Here is a 16,683-nt window from a genome sequence, read left to right as displayed (position 1 = left end):
CAGGTCCGTCGTGGCTGGTCGCGCAGTTCCCCGCGCCCCTTATCGGCGCTGTTGATCCGTGGCTGACATCGCCAGGGGCGCTCAGCGGCCGTCGTAGCCTGCCGTCGGCATTGACAGGCGGCGGTGGACTCGGGCCTTCATCTGGGAGTCGTACGCGGGTTCCGCGACCCCCACCGTCTCCACTCGCACCCCGCGCCGGGCGCACTCGGCGGTGAACTCGTCGGCGGAGGACAGGGCGCTCTCCAGCACCCGGCGGCTGGGGGCGACGAAGAGGTCGACGCCGGGCCGGACACCGTCCCAGAGCACGCAGTGGTCGGGCCGCAGTCCGCGGACCAGCAGCTCCCGGCTCACGGTGTAGCCCCGCTCCGCGGCCCAGCGGGCGCACATGGCGTGCTGGCTGCGGGAGTCCACCAGGAAGGGGTCCTCGTCCAGCTCTTCCAGGGGCGTCAGACTCGCGATGGTCGTGACACGTACCGGTCCCATGGCGTCCCCCTCACCTCCGGGTTTCAGGCGCTGACACTACTCCTGGTCGTAGGCTTCGGGGGAGTCGCGCGAAGGAGGCAAAGAGGTGCCGGTGGAGATCACCTGGTGGGGTCACGCCACCTGCACGGTCGCGGACTCGGACGTACGCGTGCTCACCGATCCCCTGTTCGCGCGCCGGCTCGCGCATCTGCGCCGTCGGCGAGGCGCCGTGCCGCCGTCCCGGGCCCGGCACGCGGACGTGGTGCTCGTCTCCCATCTGCACGCCGACCACCTGCACGTTCCCTCCCTCGCCACGCTCGCCCCGGGCACCCGCCTGCTCGTGCCCCGGGGCGCACCCCGGGCGGTGCCGGGGCTGCGCCGGCTCGGCCATCTCCAGGTCCGCGAAGTGGAGCCCGGCGACGAGACTGTGATCGGGGGCCTGGTCATACGGGCCGTGCCCGCGTGGCACGACGGACGGCGGCTGCCGGTCGGACCGCATCGCTCCCCCGCGCTCGGCTATGTCGTCGAGGGCGAGGCGCGCACGTACTTCGCCGGGGACACGGGACTGTTCGACTCGATGGCCGAGGAGGTCGGGCCGGTCGACGTGGCGCTGCTGCCGGTCGGCGGCTGGGGGCCGTATCTCGGCGAGGGCCATCTGGACGCGAGCCGGGCCGCTCAGGCGCTGGCCCGGCTGGCGCCGCGCAGCGCGGTGCCGGTGCACTACGGCACGTACTGGCCGATCGGGATGGATGCCGTACGCCCGCACGAATTCCACGCGCCGGGCGAGGAGTTCGTGCGACTGGCCTCCGGGGTCGCGCCCGAGGTGGCGGTGCATCTGCTCGGGCACGGGGAGAGCGTGCGCCCGGAGGTGGCGCGGTGACGTGGCTCGCGGTTGTCGCGACGACCACGCAACAGGAGTCGACGCAGCAGGCGATCGGCTACCCGTCGCTGTTTCTGCTGGTGCTGCTCGGGGCGCTGGTGCCGGTGGTGCCCACGGGGGCGCTGGTGAGTTCGGCGGCGGTGGTGGCGTTCCATCAGACGGCGCCGTTCGCGCTGGCGCTGGTCTTTGTCACGGCGTCCCTGGCCGCGTTTCTCGGGGACATCGCCCTGTACTGGCTGGGGCGGCGGGGAATGGGGTCGAAGAACGGGTCGCGGTGGCTGGAGGCGATTCGGTCGCGTGCGCCGGAGGAGCGGCTGGCGTCGGCGCAGGAGCGGCTGGCCGAGCATGGGGTGGCGGTGCTGGTGCTGTCCCGGCTGATGCCGGCGGGCCGCATCCCGGTGATGCTGGCCTGTCTTCTGGCGAAGTGGCCGATGCGGAGGTTTGCGCGGGGGAACTTTCCGGCCTGTCTGGCCTGGGCGGTGACGTATCAGTTGATCGGGATCCTTGGGGGGTCGCTGTTCAAGGAGCCTTGGCAGGGGGTGGTGGCGGCGGTTGGGTTGACTGTCGTCATCAGTGTGGCGCCGAGTGTGTGGAAGCGGGTTCGGGCTGCCGGGTGAGGTTTCGTTGCGGGGTGCGGGTGTGTGGGGGCTTGTCGCGCAGTTCCCCGCGCCCCTTAAGGGCGTTGCAGTACCCGTGAGGCTCCGATCGGCAGGTCCCACAAGTCGTCGCGGTCCCGTCCCGCCTCTTCCCACGCCACCCGCACCCGCGTCAGCGGCTCCAGTACCGGCTCCGCCGACAGCACGAACGTGCCCCAGTGCATGGGGGCCATGCGTCGCGCCCCGAGATCCTGGGCTGCCCGTACCGCCTCCTCCGGGTCGCAGTGGACGTCGCTGAGCCACCAGCGGGGGTCGTAGGCGCCGATGGGGAGCAGGGCGAGGTCGATGCCGGGGTAGCGGCGGCCGATTCGGGAGAACCAGTGGCCGTAGCCCGTGTCGCCGGCGAAGTAGACGCGCCGGCCGTCGGGGGCGGTCAGCACCCAGCCGCCCCAGAGGCTGCGGCAGGTGTCGGTGAGGGTGCGTTTGGACCAGTGGTGGGCCGGAACGAAGTCGAGGCGTACGCCCTGTAGTTCGGCCGCCTCCCACCAGTCCAGCTCGGTGACGCAGGTGAAGCGGCGGCGGTGGAACCAGCGGGCGAGACCGGCGGGCGCGAACACCGGGGTGTCGCGCGGAAGGCGGCTCAGGGTGGGGGCGTCCAAGTGGTCGTAGTGGTTGTGGCTGATGACGACCGCGTCGACGCGCGGAAGCGACTCCCAGTCGATGCCGACCGGGGTGATACGGGCCGGGGTGCCGAGGATGCGGCGGGACCAGACCGGGTCGGTGAGGACGGTGAGTCCGCCGATCCGGACGACCCAACTGGCGTGCCCCGCCCAGGAGACGGCGACCGTGCGTGCGTCGACGCGGGGCAGCGGGGCGGGCTCGAAGGGCAGGTGCGGGATGTCGGCGAGGCCCTCCTTGCCCGGTCGGACGGCGCCTTCGCGGGCGAAGCGGGCGACGGACTTGAGGCCGGGCAGCGGGGCGGTCAGCCGGTCGTGGAACGTCCGGGGCCACACCCGGCGTTCGCCCAGCGGGCGGGGTTCCGCGAGGGGCGGGAACGGGGGCGCGAAGGGTGACGGCGCCGCCGGTGCGTCGGCTTCCCGGGTGGGCGAACTCGTGGTGGGCGAACTCGTGGTGGGCGACTCGGACTGCTGTGTCATCGAGGAGGCTCCCATCGCTGAGCGTCGTCGCGGAGATCGTCGAAGACCGACTTCAAGTGGATCAACGCACGGTGCACGTGTGGCAGTTCCAACGGCGAGGGTGAACTGAGGCATTCCGCGCGCTCGGTGTCCGTTCCGCCGAGCAGCGGCCCGGTGGACAGCCGTACGCGCGGCGCCCCCAGGTCGTCGCCGAAACGGTGGCCGCCCGGCGCGGGCATCCCGAGCCGGGCGGCGAGGAAGTCCTCCAGTTCCTGGGCGTCGCCGACCCCGTGCGCGGTGAGCGCGGCGCGCAACGGGCCGAGGTCGACGTAGAGATGGCGGCCGGCCTGCGGCGGGCGGGCGAGGGTGCCCGCCGAGACGACGGCGGCGTGCGCTGCGGCGGCCACGCGTGCGTGCAGGCGTACGGCGGCGGACAGCCGCAGGGTCACCGGCTCGGGCTCGGTCAGCGCGTACGCGGCCGTGGCGGCGACCGGTCCGGCGACGCGGGCGCCGAGCGCGGTGAGCACGTCGAGCACGCGCGCGTGGAGGCCGTCGCCCGTCTCGCCGGCCGGGAAGCGGGCGACGGCGGCGGGCCAGCCGGGCGGCAGCAGCGCACCGGCCAGGTCGGTGACGACGGTGACCCGGTCGGGCAGCATCTCGGCGGGGCTGAGCAGCACGGTGCCGTGCGGGGCGTGCAGGGTGTCGCGCCAGGTCTCGTCACTGACCAGATGCAGCCCCTCGCCCTCGGCGGCTTCGAGGGTCGCGTGGAGTACCTCGGGCGGTGCGACGGTGGCCGTGGGGTCGTCGGCGACGGACAGCACCAGCAGCCGCGGATCACCGCCCTCGGCACGGACCCGGCGCACGGTCTCCAGAAGGGCGTACGGATCCGGGACCCCGCCGCACTCGGCGGGTGTCGCCACATGGAAGACGGGTCTGCCCAACAACCGTGCGTACGGCGCCCACCAGGCCGCGCACGGCCGGGGTACCAGGACGTCGCCGCCGATGGCGTAGGTCAGCGCCAGCAGCAGCGCGGGCGCGCCCGGCGCGGCGACGGCCCGTTCGGGCCCGACGGCAAGGCCTCGCCGCTCCCAGTAGCCGCACGCGGCGTCCAGGAGCGCCGGGCCGCCGCCGATCGGCTCGCTCACGGCGCGGGTCGCGGCTTCGGCGAGCACGTCGGAGAGTTCGGGCAGCACCGGCAGCCCGTCGTCCGGGATCGGCGGCCCGTAGCGGACGGTGCCGTGACTTTCCGGGTCCGTCCGCGGCATGGTCCCTCCGGTCCGGTTCGGTGTCGCTGGGTCGCCCGTCGTCCGGTGCGGGTCCCTGGGCTGTCCGTACCCAGGGTGCCGGTGAGCCATTGGGGATCGCTCGGGTTGTGCCGGTCACACGGTGGAGGTGATTCCGGTCAGCCGTCCTCGCCGGGCGCCGACGCCTTGCGTCGCAGCCGGTACACGGCACCGCCGAACGCGCCCGCGATCAGCAGACCGCCGGCCACCAGGGCGGGCACGGAGTCGTTGAAGGCGCCGCCTTCGCCGGCATGGACACCGTGCTCGATCACCGCACCGCCGCAGGAGGTGTCCTGCGGCTCGGGACAGGGCTTGCCGGTGGCACAGGAGGTGGCGGTCGGCTCGGGACAGGGCTTGCTCGTGGCGCACGTCAGGTCGAGCGGATCGGCGCACGGGCCGCTGCTGCCGCTGCGAGGCACGGTGAACGTGGCGCTCCATGGCTTGCCCTGCCCGCCGGGAGCGGCCGGGCAGGTGCCGTCGACCGTCCACGCGGTGTCCGGGCCGACACCCCCGTCGCCCTCCAGGTCCTCGGCCGGAGCGATACGGGCGGTGCCGGAGTAGGCGGGCCCGGACACGCCGCCCTCGTTGCCGGCGACCCGGCGCAGCGGGACGGTGCCTTCCTCGAAGGCCTCCGATGCGGCGTCCAGGGCGGCGGGTGCGGGACCGCCGAGGGGGTCGCAGGAGACCGACACGGTGATGCTGCGGCCCGGAGAGACCTGTCCTGGGCTGACCTCCGCGGCCGGATCCGCGAAGGCGGCCGCGGCGGCGACGACCGGGAGGACACCGGCCAGGGCGGCGACGGACAGGGCACGGACGGTGCGGCGCATGGCGTGGACTCCTTCGGCCGACGGCTGCGGGGGCGCGATGGTCGTGCCCCCGCAGCCATCACAGCCCGCACAGCAGGACGGCGCGCGCGGCCGGGCACCATTCGCGGGACGGACTCGGCCGAGCGGGTGACGCGGGGTTTGCCCGCCACCGGACAGATCGTCGCCGTGCGCGGAGCCGAGGGGTGCTGCGCACGTCCCTGCTCCACGCGCAGGACGTAGTCGACCGACAGCCCGGCCGGCTGGGCGAACTCCTCGCGGCGCAGTCCGGGATCCCGGCGGCGTCCGGCCGTCGCCGGATCCTCGCGCGGCCCGTGGCCCCGGCTCAGTTCAGCAGCGCCGCCAGATCCTCCTCCAGCCCTCGTCCACGCCGGTCGACGACCCCGGCCGCCACGTCACCGAGCTTGCGATGGGTGCTCTGGGAGATGCGGCGCAGAATTCCGAAGGCGGCCTCCGCGTCGCAGCCCAGTACGTGCATGACGATGCCGCACGCCTGGTCGACGACGGGGCGGGTGCGCAGCGCGGTGCCGAGTTGGTCGAGTTCCCTGAGCGCGGCGCGGTAGGAGCGGTCGCGGACCAGGCAGGTCGCGGCCAGGTCGCCGAGTGCCCGGGCCGGCCCGTGCGGGGCGTCCTCCAGGGCGCCCGGCCGGAAGCTGTACAGGCTGAGGGTCACCGTGAGCCCGGAGCGGCGGAAGGGGATGGTGACACTCGATCGCACCCCCGAGTCCAGCGCCATGGCGCGGTACTGCGGCCACCGCTCCTCGCTCAGCAGGTCCGTCGAGTCGACGGGCTCCCCGCGTTCCAGAGCGGCCGGGATGGGGCCGTCGCCCGAACGCATCTGCACCGCGACGAGCGCGGCGAGGTCGGGATGGGTGACCGCCGCGGGGCGTTCGGGGCTGTCCTCGCCGACCGTGCTGCTCGCTCCGCAGCAGTCGGTGGTACAGCGGGCGGCCTGCTCGACCAGTTCCGACAGCCGCCGGCCGGGGAGCGTGGATTCGGGGGACTCCACGCCCCAGCGACCGGAGTCCTGGGTGTCCGGCATGATGAGTTCCTCCTCTCCCCGTCAGCTTCCCGGTCAACTGGCCGGGAAACAGCGGGAGAAGACGGATCGAGCTGCTCGATGGAGCCCGCCGGACCCCGGACGCCGTACCGCACGCTAGGTTCGTCGCATGGCGCAGATGGAAGAGTTCGGTGAAGAGCTCGCGGATTTCGTGCGCCGCGTCGCGGAGTTGAAGTCGGCACGGTCCGTGTCGGCCGGCGACCTGCCCACCGTACTGGACGCGGCCATCTTCGAACTCGACCATGTGGCCGACCAGTTGTGGCCGTGGTACGAGAGGCTCTCCACGGACGGCAGGACCCGCCCGGCCCCCGCCGACCGCCAGGAACAGCAGCTGCTGCGCACGGTGTTCCAGCGTCTCCCGCTGCCGGTCGCGCTGGTGGACCGGGAGACGGTGGTGCGCCGGCTGAACTTCGCGGCGACCGCCTTCACGGCCGTCCGGTCCGGATACGCGACAGGCCGGCCGCTCACGGGGTTCCTCGCCCACGCCGACCGGGCGGCGTTCCGCTCCCAGGCCGCGGCCGTGGCGCGCGGCGAGGGCGACCGCAGCCTCACCGTCCACCTCCAGCGCCGCCCGGACGAGCCGGTGCACGTGACGCTGACCGCCGTACGGCCGAGCGGTGAGCCGCGCACCACGGTGCTCGTCCTGTTGCAGCCCGGCGGGCTCGGTGTGCCCGCGGACCCGGCACCGGACCACAGCGCCACGGGCAGCCATGTCCCGGACCTCACCGAGGCCACCCGGCACGCGGCCCTGATGGACCTGCTGGACGCGATGACCACCGCGCTGCTCACGGCCCCGCCCGGAGAGGTCCTTCAGCACGCGGCGCGCGTGCTGCACGGACGGTTCGCCGACTGGGTGATCGCCGACGCGGGCTCCGCCCGGCTGTCCCGTACGGCCGTGTTCGGCCCCTCGGAGAAGGAATCGGCCGCGCTGACGGCACTGGATCCGGCCGATTCCCCTCTCGTCGTCGAGGCGGCACGGGGCGGTGCCCCGGCGCTTCAGGTGCGCCCCGAGGACCCGGACGCCCTCGGCCGTCACGCGTCCGGGGCGCCGGTCCTCGTACAGGCGAACGTCACGTCACTGCTGTGCGTGCCTCTGACGAGCGACGGCACCGGGCGCGGCGTCCTCACTCTGCTGCGCTGCGGAGCCCGGCTGGCGTTCTCGATGGCCGAGGCGCAGGTGATGGACACGATGTCGAGGCACCTGGCCCTGGCCCTCGGGAAGGGCGACTGACTAGGCCGCGTCCTGGAGCACCTGGTCGCGCACCCTGGTGCAGCAACGGCTGATCAGCCGTGAGACATGCATCTGGGAGATACCGAGGTGCTCAGCGATACGGCTCTGCGTCATGTCGCCGAAGAACCGCATGTAGAGAATGGCGCGTTCACGCTCCGGCAGCGCGGCCAGCCGATGCCGTACCGCCTCGCGGTCCACGACCGTGTCCAGCGCCGGGTCGGACGAGCCGAGGGCGTCACCCAGGGAGTAGCCGTCCTCGCTGCCGGGGAGTTCGGCGTCCAGGGAGAGGGCCGTGAAGCTCTCCAGAGCTTCGAGGCCGACCAGGACGTCTTCCTCGCTCATGTTCGCGTGCTCGGCGATCGCGGCCACGGTGGGCCGCTGGCCGGCCGCGGTCTGCGACAGGTCCTGGCAGGCGAACCGGACACGGTTGCGCAGATCCTGGACCCGGCGCGGCACGTGCAGCGTCCACATGTGGTCGCGGAAGTGCCGCTTGATCTCCCCGGTGATGGTCGGTACGGCGTAGCTCTCGAAGGCGTTGCCGCGTGCGGGGTCGTACCGGTCGACGGCCTTGACCAGGCCGAGTGCCGCGACCTGCCGCAGGTCGTCGAGGCTCTCGCCGCGGCTGCGGAAGCGCCCGGCGAGCCGGTCGGCCATGGGCAGCCAGGCCTCGACGACCCGTTCGCGGATCGTGTCGTACTGCGGGCCCGGCGGAAGCGTGGCGAGCTTGCGGAAGTCTTCCGTGGTGTCGGGGGCGTCGTCGTGCGGGTGGTGCTTCGCGCTCACTTGAGTGGGCATGATGCGCCGCAACTCCCTTGGTCGGTGCTCTGGTTGGACGGTCACCGTGGGAGTGCGGCCGCAGTCGGACAGACGCGGCCGTGGCGGCGAAAGCGTCGCTCCCACGGACGTGCCTCCTGTCCGAAGCACTGCCAATTCGCCTGCCCTGCTCCCCCTGCCACAAACACTCCTCGCGATGTGAGCCGACCGCCCGGAGGACAAACGGCTGGTCACCGGCGTCGGGAGTTGCTGCCGGGGCGGGAGAGGAAGTGGCCGTGTGTTGCGCGCCGGTCTTCGGGTACGCGGAGCCTTCACCCCCGAAGATCTGGAGGGAGTCATGCAGCGAGGCAGCGACCGGCTGAGCGTCCATCGCGACGACGAGATGAAGCACGAACTACAGGGTCTGCTCAGGTCGGGTCATCCGACACGGACCGAGGAGTGGCACGACCCCGAGCCGACGGCCGAGGACGACCCGGAGATCGCGGGCGGTCCGGTGGCACCCGGCCGCACCCGGGCCTCCCTGGCCGCGGTCCGGCTGGAGCTGGCCAGGCTCCTCGGCCGCGGCGCCTTCCCGGCGGGCCCGCGCGAACTGGCACGCGATTTGCGCCGCCGGTACGCGCCGGACGCCCTCGTCGAGGCGCTGGAGCGGTTGCCGCGCTCGGCACGCTACGCCAACGTCCAGGAACTCTCCGAGGCCCTGACCCGCGGCTGATCAGGAAAGGACAGTGAAGGCTGATGCGCATCGCGTTTCTGACAGCGCCCGAGGGCGTGGAGCAGATCGAGCTGGCCGACCCTTGGCGGGCGGCGGTCGAGGCGGGACACGACCCGGTTCTCGTGTCGACGAAACCCGGTGAGGTGCAGGCATTCGACCACCTCGACAAGGCGGACACCTTCGTCGTGGAGGAGGTCGTCGGCGAGGTGCCGGCCGAGTCGTTCGGCGGGCTGGTGCTGCCCGGCGGCGTGGCCAACCCGGACTTCCTGCGCATGGACCAACGCGCGGTGACGTTCGTCCAGGCCTTCTTCGAGCGGGGACTGCCGGTCGCCGCGATCTGCCATGCCCCGTGGACGCTCATCGAGGCGGACGTCGTACGGGGCCGGACGCTCACCTCGTGGCCCAGCCTCCGGACCGACATCCGCAACGCGGGCGGCACCTGGGTCGACGAGCAGGTCCACATCGACGACCAGGGCCCGAACCAGCTGGTCACGAGCCGCAAGCCGGACGACCTCAAGGCGTTCGACGAGGCGTTCCTCGCGGTGCTCGCCCGGCAGACGGTCTGACCTCCGCCGGCCTAGGTATCCGCGCAGCCCCGTTCCCGGGCCCCTTCGCGCGTGCGCCCCGCGGCCACCGGACGCCGCGGGTTGCGGCGCAGATACTCGCCCTCCAACTGGGCCATACGGTCGTTGTGGGCGCGCAGCGCGTCATTCGAGCCGTGCAGCAGCGTGTCGTGGCGCGTGCGGTGGATGGTCTCCAGCTCCTTCATGAGCTGCTGGTCGTCCAGCCGACCCGGGTCGACTCCGGTCATGGTGTGCCCCGCTCGTCGTGGTCGTCCATACGGTTCGAGTACCCGCCGGATCTCGCTTTCCGCATCCACTGTACGAACATTCCACGAGTCAGCGCGCCCGCTCCACCCGCCGTTCGTCCCACACCGGCTCCGCCGTCTCACGGACCCGGCCGTCGCTGCCGAAGACCAGGTAGCGGTCGAAGGAGCGGGCGAACCAGCGGTCGTGGGTGACCGCGAGGACCGTGCCGTCGAAGGCTTCCAGGCCTTCCTGGAGTGCCTCGGCGGACTCCAGGTCGAGGTTGTCGGTCGGCTCGTCGAGCAGCAGGGCCGTGACACCCTCCAGCTCCAGCAGCAGGATCTGGAAGCGGGCCTGCTGACCGCCGGAGAGCCGGTCGAAGGTCTGCTCGGCCTGGTTGGTGAGCTCGTAGCGGCGCAGTCGGGACGAGGCGGCGCCGCGGTCCTGGGCGTGCTCCTTCCACAGGATGTCGAGGAGGGTGCGACCGAGCAGCTCGGGATGCGCGTGGGTCTGGGCGAAGTGCCCGGGCACGACGCGGGCGCCTAGCTTCCACTCCCCCGTGTGCGCGACGGTGTCGCCGGCGAGCAGCCGCAGGAAGTGCGACTTGCCCGAGCCGTTGGAGCCGAGGACGGCGACCCGCTCGCCGTAGAAGACCTCCAGGTCGAAGGGTTTCATCAGGTTGGTGAGCTCAAGTCCCTTGCAGGTGACGGCCCTTACACCGGTGCGGCCGCCCTTGAGGCGCATGGTGATGTCCTGCTCGCGCGGCGGCTCCGGCGGCGGGCCGGCCTCCTCGTACTTCCGCAGGCGGGTCTGGGCGGCCCGGTAGCGGGAGGCCATGTCGGGGCTGTTCTCGGCCGCTTGACGGAGCGTCAGCACGAGCTTCTTCAGCTGGGCGTGCTTCTCGTCCCAGCGTTTGCGCAGTTCCTCGAAGCGGGCGAAGCGGGCCTGTCGGGCCTCGTGATACGTGGCGAACCCGCCGCCGTGCACCCAGGCGTCGGCGCCCGCGGGTGAGGGCTCTACGGAGACGATCTTCTCGGCGACACGGGCGAGGAGCTCACGGTCGTGAGAGACGAAGAGGACCGTCTTGCGGGTCTCCTTCAGCCGCTCCTCCAGCCAGCGCTTGCCGGGCACGTCGAGGTAGTTGTCGGGCTCATCGAGCAGCAGCACCTCATCGGTACCGCGCAGCAGCGCCTCAAGCACCAGCCGCTTCTGCTCACCGCCGGACAGCGTGCGCACCTCACGGAACTGCGCCTTCTCGTACGGCACGCCCAGCGCGGCCGTGGTGCACATGTCCCACAGCGTCTCGGCCTCGTACCCGTGGGCCTCGGCCCAGTCGGAGAGGGCCTGCGCGTACTGCATCTGCGCGGCCTCGTCGTCGACGGTCATGATCGCGTGCTCGGCCTTGTCGACGGCCTTCGCCGCCTCCTGGATACGGGGCGACGCGACCGACACCAGCAGATCCCGTACGGTCGTCTCGTCCCGTACGGAGCCCACGAACTGGCGCATCACGCCCAGGCCGCCACTCACGGTGACCGTGCCGCCGTGCGGTTTCAGCTCGCCGGAGATCAGCCGCAGCAGGGTCGTCTTGCCCGCGCCGTTCGGGCCGACCAGGGCCACGACGGCGCCTTCACCGACCCGGAAGGACACATCGCCGAGCAGCGCCCTCCCGTCGGGGAGGTAGTACTCGAGATGTGCGGCTTCCAGATGTCCCATGAGGACGCATTGTGCTGGCCGGGGACGAGACCGGGCAAACTCTTATCGCGCCTACTCGGCCGGTTCCACGGGCTGACCGGTGGGACCGCCCCCGGTGCCGGGTCCGGTGGCCTCCACGACGGCGCCCGCCCACGACAGCGCCTTCCAGCCGTCGGACGGGGAGCCCTCCAGGACGACCACGCCGGTGTTGTCGAGCGGGTGGGCCGCGGCGAAGGCGATGTCGACGTTGTCCGCGCGGGCCGCGGTCCACATGCGGATCGCCGCGCCGTGGCTGACCATGGCGACGGTTCCGGCCCCGCTGCCTGCGGCCTCGGCGACCACGGCGTCGTACCGGCCCAGCGCCTCGGTGCCGCTCTCGCCGCCCGGCATCCGCAGCTCCACGTCGCCCGCCGCCCAGGCGAACACGGTCTGCATGTAGATCCGGCCGTGGTCGGCGTCGCCGGGCAGCATCTCCAGATCGCCCGCCGACAGTTCCCGGATGCCGTCGCGGACGAGCATGTCGAGGCCGCGGGCGGCGGCCAGCGGGGCGGCGGTGAGCCGGGTACGGACCATGGTGGAGACGTACAGGGCGTCGATGTCCTCGTCCGCGAGAGCCTCGGGCAGCAGGGCCGCCTGGCGCTCGCCGAGTGCCGTCAGCCCCGGCCCGGGGACGGCCGTGTCCAGCAGGTATTCCACGTTGGAGGGGGTCTGGCCGTGGCGTATGAGGAGCAGGCGCATCTACTGGGTCCTCCGGGTGTCGTTCGCGGCCCGGCGTACAAGAAACGGGCACTTCAGGGTACCCGGCACCCTATGAGCCCAGACGTCGATCTCACCGCCCCGAAGCCCGGACGGCACGCGCTGCGCGACCGGCTGCTCGCGCTGGACTACCGGCTGTTCGAGTTCGCGGCCGAACGCCACTGGCCCGGTGCCGAGCGCATCCTGCCCCGGCTGAGCCGGAGCGCGAATCACGGCGTGCTGTGGTTCACGGCGGCGGCCGTCATGGCGGCGAGCCGGACGCCCCGGGGCCGCCGCGCCGCGGCCCGCGGCATCGCCTCCCTCAGCCTGGCCTCGGCCACCATCAACACCCTCGGCAAGCGCAGTGTGCGCCGCCCGCGCCCCGTCCTCGACCCGGTTCCGGCGGTCCGGCACCTGAAGCGGCAGCCGATCACCACCTCGTTCCCGTCCGGTCACTCCGCGTCCGCGGCGGCCTTCGCGACCGGCGTCGCCCTGGAGTCCCCCACCTGGGGCGCCGTGGTGGCACCGGTCGCGTGGTCGGTCGCGCTGTCCCGCGTCTACACCGGCGTCCACTTCCCGAGCGACGTGCTCGCCGGCGCGGCCCTGGGAGCGGGTGCCGCCTATGCCGTACAGGGCCTGGTGCCGACCCGGGCCCAGGGCATCCCGCCGGCCCGGCCGCGTGCGGACGCCCCCGCCCTGCCCGACGGTGCGGGTCTGATCATGGTGGCCAACAGCGCCGCGGGCAGCGTCGAGCGCGTGCACGCCCTGGCCCAGGCCCTGCCGCAGGCCGAGCTCGTGGAGTGCGAACCGGCCGACATCCGCGACGAGTTGGCGAAGGCGGCCGCCCGCGCCCAGGCCCTCGGCGTGTGCGGCGGCGACGGCACCGTGAACGCCGCCGCCGAGGTCGCCCTGCGGCACGGCCTGCCCCTCGCGGTGCTGCCCGGCGGCACGCTGAACCACTTCGCCTACGACCTGGGAGTGGAGGACGCCCGCGATCTGAGCCGGGCCGTGCGCGGCGGTGAGGCCGTGCGGGTGGACGTCGGCCGGTTCGCCTCCGGTGACCACCGGGGTGTCTTCCTCAACAACTGTAGCCTCGGCGTCTACCCGGAGCTGGTACGCGAGCGGGACCGCTGGTCGCACCGCATCGGCGGCTGGCCGGCGGGAGTGCTCGCGGCACTGCGGGTGCTGAACGCCGACCGCCATCCGCTTGAGGCCGAACTCGGCGGTGGGGCACGCCCGTTGTGGCTGCTGTTCGTCGGGAACTGCACCTACCACCGCATGGGCCTCGTGCCGGGCCGCCGCACGGATCTGGCGGACGGCCGTTTCGACGTACGCGTGGTGCACGGCGGCCGCAAACCGGCGTTGCGCCTGCTCGCGGCCGCCTTCGCGGGCCCGCTCACCCGTTCCCCGGCCCATGCGGCGGTCCAGGTGGACCGACTGCGCGTGGCCGGCGTCGCGCCGGGGACGCCGCTCGCTCACGACGGCGAAGTCACCGAAGTGCACGGCGAGGTGACGCTGGAGAAGCTGCCGGAGGCGCTCACGGTGTACCGCCCGCTGAACGGGACGTCCACATAGTAAAACGCGGGTCTCATTATTCGACATGCCGACGTACGGTGTCGGCATGTCGAATCCGCAGGAGAGAGCCCGCGAAACCGCTGTCTACACGCATGGCCACCACGAGTCCGTACTCCGCTCGCACACCTGGCGGACCGCCGCCAACTCCGCCTCCTACCTGCTCGGTTCGCTCAAACCGCACATGAAGATCCTGGACATCGGCTGCGGACCGGGCACGATCACCGCCGACCTGGCCGCGCTGGTCCCCGAGGGGCATGTCACCGGCGTCGACCGGGCGCCGGAGATCCTGGACCAGGCCCGGGCCACGGCCGCCGAGCGGGGCCTGGCGAACGTCGGCTTCGCGGTCGCCGACGTCCACGCCCTGGACCACCCCGACAACACGTTCTGCGTGGTCCACGCCCACCAGGTGCTCCAGCACGTCGGAGATCCGGTGCGGGCGCTGCGCGAGATGGCGCGGGTGACGAAGCCGGGCGGGTTCATCGCCGTCCGCGACTCGGACTACGCGGCGATGACCTGGTACCCCGTGTCACCGGGCATGGACGACTGGCTGGACCTCTACCGGCGGGTGGCCCGCACCAACGGCGGCGAGCCGGACGCGGGACGCCGGCTGAAGTCCTGGGCGCTGGCGGCGGGCCTCACCGACATCACCGCCGGCTCCAGCACCTGGACCTTCTCCACACCCGAGGAGCGGGCCTGGTGGAGCGGCCTGTGGGCGGACCGCACCGAGGCTTCGGGGTACGCCGAGCGCGCCATTGCCGGCGGTCACGCGACCCCCGAGCAGCTGCGGGCCGTGTCGGAGGCCTGGCGTGCGTGGGGCGAGCGGGAGGACGGCTGGTTCAGCGTTCTGCACGGGGAAATTCTCTGCCGCAAGAAAGCCTGAAGTCCGGATTTCTGGAAACCCGGCCAGTAGGAGGTCGAATTATGGTTCCCATTCTACTGGTACTTATTCTGGCACTGATTCTTTTCGGTGCCGGATTCGCCGTAAAGCTGCTGTGGTGGATTGCACTGGTCGTGCTGGTGCTGTGGCTGTTGGGATTCCTCATGCGAGGCACGACGGCAGCCGGAGGCAGGGGCCGCTGGTACAGGTGGTGAATCGGCTCCCCTTGATCGATCCCTGATCGGATCAGTCCCTGGGGAGCAGCGGCCCGAGCGGCCCGAGGTCCAGATTGAGGTCCTCGGGCCGCAGCCCGTAGCGCTCACGGAGTTCGGTCATCCGGTCGTCGAGCAGCATCAGCGTGAGCCCGATCCGCTCCTCCTGCTCCTCACTCAGGTCGCCCTCGTCGAAGCGGCGCAGTGCCTGCCGCTCCATGAGCTGGCGCAGCAGCTCCACGACGGTCAGGACGAGCTTGACAAGGTCGCGTTCGACGGTGTCGGGCTCCAGGTCGAGCCGGTTGCGCGGGGTCATGCCGGCTCCTGAAAGGGCGAGGGGACCTGTGCGTTCACGGAGCTGATCAGCGCGTTCAGGTCGATACGGACGAGGTCCACGTCCGCGATGCGCAGGGTGACGTCTCCCGTGATGACGACGCCGCCGGCCAGCAGCCGGTCGAGCAGATCCACGAGGGCGACCTCACGGCGTTCGATGACGGTCACGCGCCCTCCTCCGCCACGAAGGAATAGGCCGCCCAGGGCCCGGTGAGTTCGACGCGAATTCGACCTTCCTCATCCTTCGTACGGTCCACGATTTCGACGAATCCCTCGGAATCGGCGCGCGGCACGAGATAGGCGGCGTTGAGCACATTCCGTCCGGAGGCGCCGGAAAGGGAGGTGCTCTGCGGGGCGTGCAGCCGGGAATCCTCGGCGCGCGCGGAAAGCGTCGCGTGCAGTCTGCTCGCGAACATCTCCGCGTGCTGCCAGGTGTCCTCGTGCGCACGGACCCGCGAACGCCGCTGCCGCAGATAGTCCCGGCCCGACGCGGCCGTCCTCGCGGGCGGGCCGGTCTCCACGGACTCCATGTCGACGTACACCTTCACACCCCATTCCACCCGCCCCTCCAGCCGGTCGAGGGTGCGGCGGAACTCGGCCTCGCGTGCCTCCATCATGATCCGTACACCGCTGTCGTCCCGGAAGACGGTGGCGAGCCGGAGCGGCAGGGGTGTGGTGACCGCGGTGAGCGCGTCGATCACACTCTGGTGGGCACGCGCGGTCTCGGTGAGCCAGTCCAGGTCCTCCAGATGGGCGCGGAGCGGTTCCTCGGCGAAGTCGCGCTCCGGCACCGTACTGAGGACGGCGACCAGGCCGTGGTGGGTCAGCTGTTTCGGCGGCTCCCCCGCGACGCCGCTCAGCTGGGCCTGGAGCGCGGACCGGAAGGGACGGCACACGGCGTAGACGTAACGCAGGCCGGTCATGGGAGCTCCTCCTGCCCTCGGCCGGGATCCAGGGCGGCCAGCCGCTCGCGCAGCTCGGCGTTCTCACGGACGAGCTCGACGTGCCGGGCACGCGAGGACAGCGCCGGGTCGTCCTCCCACCAGTCGATACCCATCTCCCGGGCCTTGTCGACCGAGGCGACGACGAGCCGCAGTTTGATGGTGAGCAGCTCGATGTCGAGCAGGTTGATCCGGATGTCGCCCGCGATGACGACACCCTTGTCCAGCACGCGCTCCAGGATGTCGGCGAGGTTGGCGCCGCCGTTCGGGCCGTACGCCTCGGGAAGCCGGCCGGGCGTCGTCATCGACGGCTCCGGCCGTCGGCGTACAGACCCGCCTCCAGCCTGTCGAGGAGTTCGTCCTCCCGGCGGTCGAACTCCTCCTCGTCGATCTCGCCCGCCTCCAGCCGCTCTTCGAGCCGGGCGAGTTCGGCCCGGACGGTGACCGGGTCGTGGTAGATCCGTTCCGCCTCGTTCAGCACCTGTCTCATCACCCACGCACTGCCGCGCACCGGTGCGAACGGCAGCAGCGCGATCCCCGCGATCAGACCCACG

Annotated in this window: 21 protein-coding genes and 1 pseudogene; 8 read left to right on the top strand and 14 right to left on the bottom strand. The window is 72.2% G+C overall.

Going from position 1 to position 16,683, the window contains the following annotated elements; genetic code table 11:
* Nucleotides 1–81: 81 nt before the first annotated feature.
* Complete coding sequence (locus KCH87_RS06660; RefSeq protein ID WP_210584916.1) at nucleotides 82–483, bottom strand: hypothetical protein; 402 nt, start codon at nucleotides 481–483, stop codon at nucleotides 82–84.
* An 85-nt stretch (nucleotides 484–568) separates the two neighbouring features.
* Between KCH87_RS06660 and KCH87_RS06655 the strand changes: the two genes are divergently transcribed.
* The gene (locus KCH87_RS06655) at nucleotides 569–1,342 is read left to right on the top strand and encodes an MBL fold metallo-hydrolase (RefSeq protein WP_210584915.1); all 774 of its coding nucleotides are present in this window, start codon (nucleotides 569–571) and stop codon (nucleotides 1,340–1,342) included.
* Nucleotides 1,339–1,959: a DedA family protein gene (locus KCH87_RS06650; RefSeq protein WP_210584914.1), complete on the top strand. Its 621-nt coding sequence runs from the start codon at nucleotides 1,339–1,341 to the stop codon at nucleotides 1,957–1,959. Before KCH87_RS06655 ends, KCH87_RS06650 begins: the two co-directional genes overlap by 4 nt.
* 56 nt (nucleotides 1,960–2,015) lie before the next feature.
* Here KCH87_RS06650 and KCH87_RS06645 read toward each other — a convergent pair whose 3' ends face one another.
* From KCH87_RS06645 to KCH87_RS06625, 4 genes are all read right to left on the bottom strand, one after another.
* Nucleotides 2,016–3,095 (bottom strand): MBL fold metallo-hydrolase, encoded by a 1,080-nt coding sequence (locus tag KCH87_RS06645; RefSeq protein ID WP_210584913.1) that lies wholly within the window; start codon nucleotides 3,093–3,095, stop codon nucleotides 2,016–2,018.
* Nucleotides 3,092–4,339, bottom strand: a complete 1,248-nt coding sequence (locus tag KCH87_RS06640) for an aminotransferase class I/II-fold pyridoxal phosphate-dependent enzyme (protein ID WP_210584912.1) — start codon at nucleotides 4,337–4,339, stop codon at nucleotides 3,092–3,094. Before KCH87_RS06640 ends, KCH87_RS06645 begins: the two co-directional genes overlap by 4 nt.
* 137 nt (nucleotides 4,340–4,476) lie before the next feature.
* Complete coding sequence (locus KCH87_RS06635) at nucleotides 4,477–5,184, bottom strand: hypothetical protein (protein ID WP_210584911.1); 708 nt, start codon at nucleotides 5,182–5,184, stop codon at nucleotides 4,477–4,479.
* A gap of 322 nt (nucleotides 5,185–5,506) precedes the next feature.
* Nucleotides 5,507–6,223, bottom strand: coding sequence for an ANTAR domain-containing response regulator (locus tag KCH87_RS06625; protein ID WP_210584910.1), 717 nt, complete (start codon nucleotides 6,221–6,223; stop codon nucleotides 5,507–5,509).
* A 127-nt stretch (nucleotides 6,224–6,350) separates the two neighbouring features.
* Here KCH87_RS06625 and KCH87_RS06620 point away from each other — a divergent pair, with 127 nt between their 5' ends.
* Nucleotides 6,351–7,472 (top strand): PAS domain-containing protein, encoded by a 1,122-nt coding sequence (locus KCH87_RS06620; protein WP_210584909.1) that lies wholly within the window; start codon nucleotides 6,351–6,353, stop codon nucleotides 7,470–7,472.
* Here KCH87_RS06620 and KCH87_RS06615 read toward each other — a convergent pair whose 3' ends face one another.
* The gene (locus KCH87_RS06615) at nucleotides 7,473–8,267 is read right to left on the bottom strand and encodes an RNA polymerase sigma factor SigF (protein WP_210584908.1); all 795 of its coding nucleotides are present in this window, start codon (nucleotides 8,265–8,267) and stop codon (nucleotides 7,473–7,475) included.
* 316 nt (nucleotides 8,268–8,583) lie between these two features.
* Here KCH87_RS06615 and KCH87_RS06610 point away from each other — a divergent pair, with 316 nt between their 5' ends.
* The gene (locus tag KCH87_RS06610; protein ID WP_210584907.1) at nucleotides 8,584–8,958 is read left to right on the top strand and encodes a DUF2795 domain-containing protein; all 375 of its coding nucleotides are present in this window, start codon (nucleotides 8,584–8,586) and stop codon (nucleotides 8,956–8,958) included.
* A 23-nt stretch (nucleotides 8,959–8,981) separates the two neighbouring features.
* Complete coding sequence (locus tag KCH87_RS06605) at nucleotides 8,982–9,524, top strand: type 1 glutamine amidotransferase domain-containing protein (protein WP_210584906.1); 543 nt, start codon at nucleotides 8,982–8,984, stop codon at nucleotides 9,522–9,524.
* Between the two features lie 11 nt (nucleotides 9,525–9,535).
* On the opposite strand, the pseudogene KCH87_RS06600 reads toward KCH87_RS06605, so the two are convergent.
* The 3 genes and pseudogenes from KCH87_RS06600 to KCH87_RS06590 form a co-directional block, all read right to left on the bottom strand.
* Nucleotides 9,536–9,798: pseudogene (locus tag KCH87_RS06600) on the bottom strand (DUF6158 family protein).
* A 59-nt stretch (nucleotides 9,799–9,857) separates the two neighbouring features.
* Entirely contained in the window at nucleotides 9,858–11,477 is a 1,620-nt protein-coding gene (locus KCH87_RS06595) for an ABC-F family ATP-binding cassette domain-containing protein (RefSeq protein WP_210584905.1), read from the bottom strand.
* Nucleotides 11,478–11,528: 51 nt separating this feature from the next.
* Nucleotides 11,529–12,194 carry a histidine phosphatase family protein gene (locus tag KCH87_RS06590; RefSeq protein ID WP_210584904.1) on the bottom strand — a complete coding sequence of 222 codons (666 nt, stop codon included), beginning with the start codon at nucleotides 12,192–12,194 and terminating at the stop codon, nucleotides 11,529–11,531.
* A gap of 72 nt (nucleotides 12,195–12,266) precedes the next feature.
* Here KCH87_RS06590 and KCH87_RS06585 point away from each other — a divergent pair, with 72 nt between their 5' ends.
* Genes KCH87_RS06585 through KCH87_RS06575 form a run of 3 tightly spaced genes read left to right on the top strand, consistent with a single transcriptional unit; the run spans nucleotide 12,267 to nucleotide 14,858 of the window.
* On the top strand, nucleotides 12,267–13,766 hold the full coding sequence (locus tag KCH87_RS06585; protein ID WP_210584903.1) for a bifunctional phosphatase PAP2/diacylglycerol kinase family protein: 1,500 nt from the start codon (nucleotides 12,267–12,269) through the stop codon (nucleotides 13,764–13,766).
* Between the two features lie 46 nt (nucleotides 13,767–13,812).
* Nucleotides 13,813–14,646, top strand: coding sequence for a class I SAM-dependent methyltransferase (locus KCH87_RS06580; protein ID WP_210584902.1), 834 nt, complete (start codon nucleotides 13,813–13,815; stop codon nucleotides 14,644–14,646).
* 41 nt (nucleotides 14,647–14,687) lie between these two features.
* Nucleotides 14,688–14,858 (top strand): hydrophobic protein, encoded by a 171-nt coding sequence (locus tag KCH87_RS06575; protein WP_210584901.1) that lies wholly within the window; start codon nucleotides 14,688–14,690, stop codon nucleotides 14,856–14,858.
* Nucleotides 14,859–14,889: 31 nt separating this feature from the next.
* Here KCH87_RS06575 and KCH87_RS06570 read toward each other — a convergent pair whose 3' ends face one another.
* Genes KCH87_RS06570 through KCH87_RS06550 form a run of 5 tightly spaced genes read right to left on the bottom strand, consistent with a single transcriptional unit; the run spans nucleotide 14,890 to nucleotide 16,682 of the window.
* The gene (locus KCH87_RS06570) at nucleotides 14,890–15,171 is read right to left on the bottom strand and encodes a gas vesicle protein K (protein WP_210572152.1); all 282 of its coding nucleotides are present in this window, start codon (nucleotides 15,169–15,171) and stop codon (nucleotides 14,890–14,892) included.
* Nucleotides 15,168–15,356 (bottom strand): gas vesicle protein, encoded by a 189-nt coding sequence (locus KCH87_RS06565; protein WP_210584900.1) that lies wholly within the window; start codon nucleotides 15,354–15,356, stop codon nucleotides 15,168–15,170. Before KCH87_RS06565 ends, KCH87_RS06570 begins: the two co-directional genes overlap by 4 nt.
* A complete protein-coding gene (locus tag KCH87_RS06560) occupies nucleotides 15,353–16,111 on the bottom strand; it encodes a GvpL/GvpF family gas vesicle protein (RefSeq protein ID WP_210584899.1) in 759 nt (252 codons plus the stop codon). Before KCH87_RS06560 ends, KCH87_RS06565 begins: the two co-directional genes overlap by 4 nt.
* Nucleotides 16,108–16,434, bottom strand: a complete 327-nt coding sequence (locus KCH87_RS06555) for a gas vesicle protein (RefSeq protein ID WP_210584898.1) — start codon at nucleotides 16,432–16,434, stop codon at nucleotides 16,108–16,110. Before KCH87_RS06555 ends, KCH87_RS06560 begins: the two co-directional genes overlap by 4 nt.
* Nucleotides 16,431–16,682: a gas vesicle protein GvpG gene (locus tag KCH87_RS06550; RefSeq protein WP_210584897.1), complete on the bottom strand. Its 252-nt coding sequence runs from the start codon at nucleotides 16,680–16,682 to the stop codon at nucleotides 16,431–16,433. Before KCH87_RS06550 ends, KCH87_RS06555 begins: the two co-directional genes overlap by 4 nt.
* Nucleotide 16,683: the final 1 nt, after the last annotated feature.

Origin of the sequence: Streptomyces sp. GESEQ-35, assembly GCF_017948485.1 — a bacterium.
Classification (GTDB): domain Bacteria; phylum Actinomycetota; class Actinomycetes; order Streptomycetales; family Streptomycetaceae; genus Streptomyces.
The sequence above is the reverse complement of the archived record's forward strand: the minus strand, read 5'-3'. Positions and strand labels throughout refer to the sequence as shown.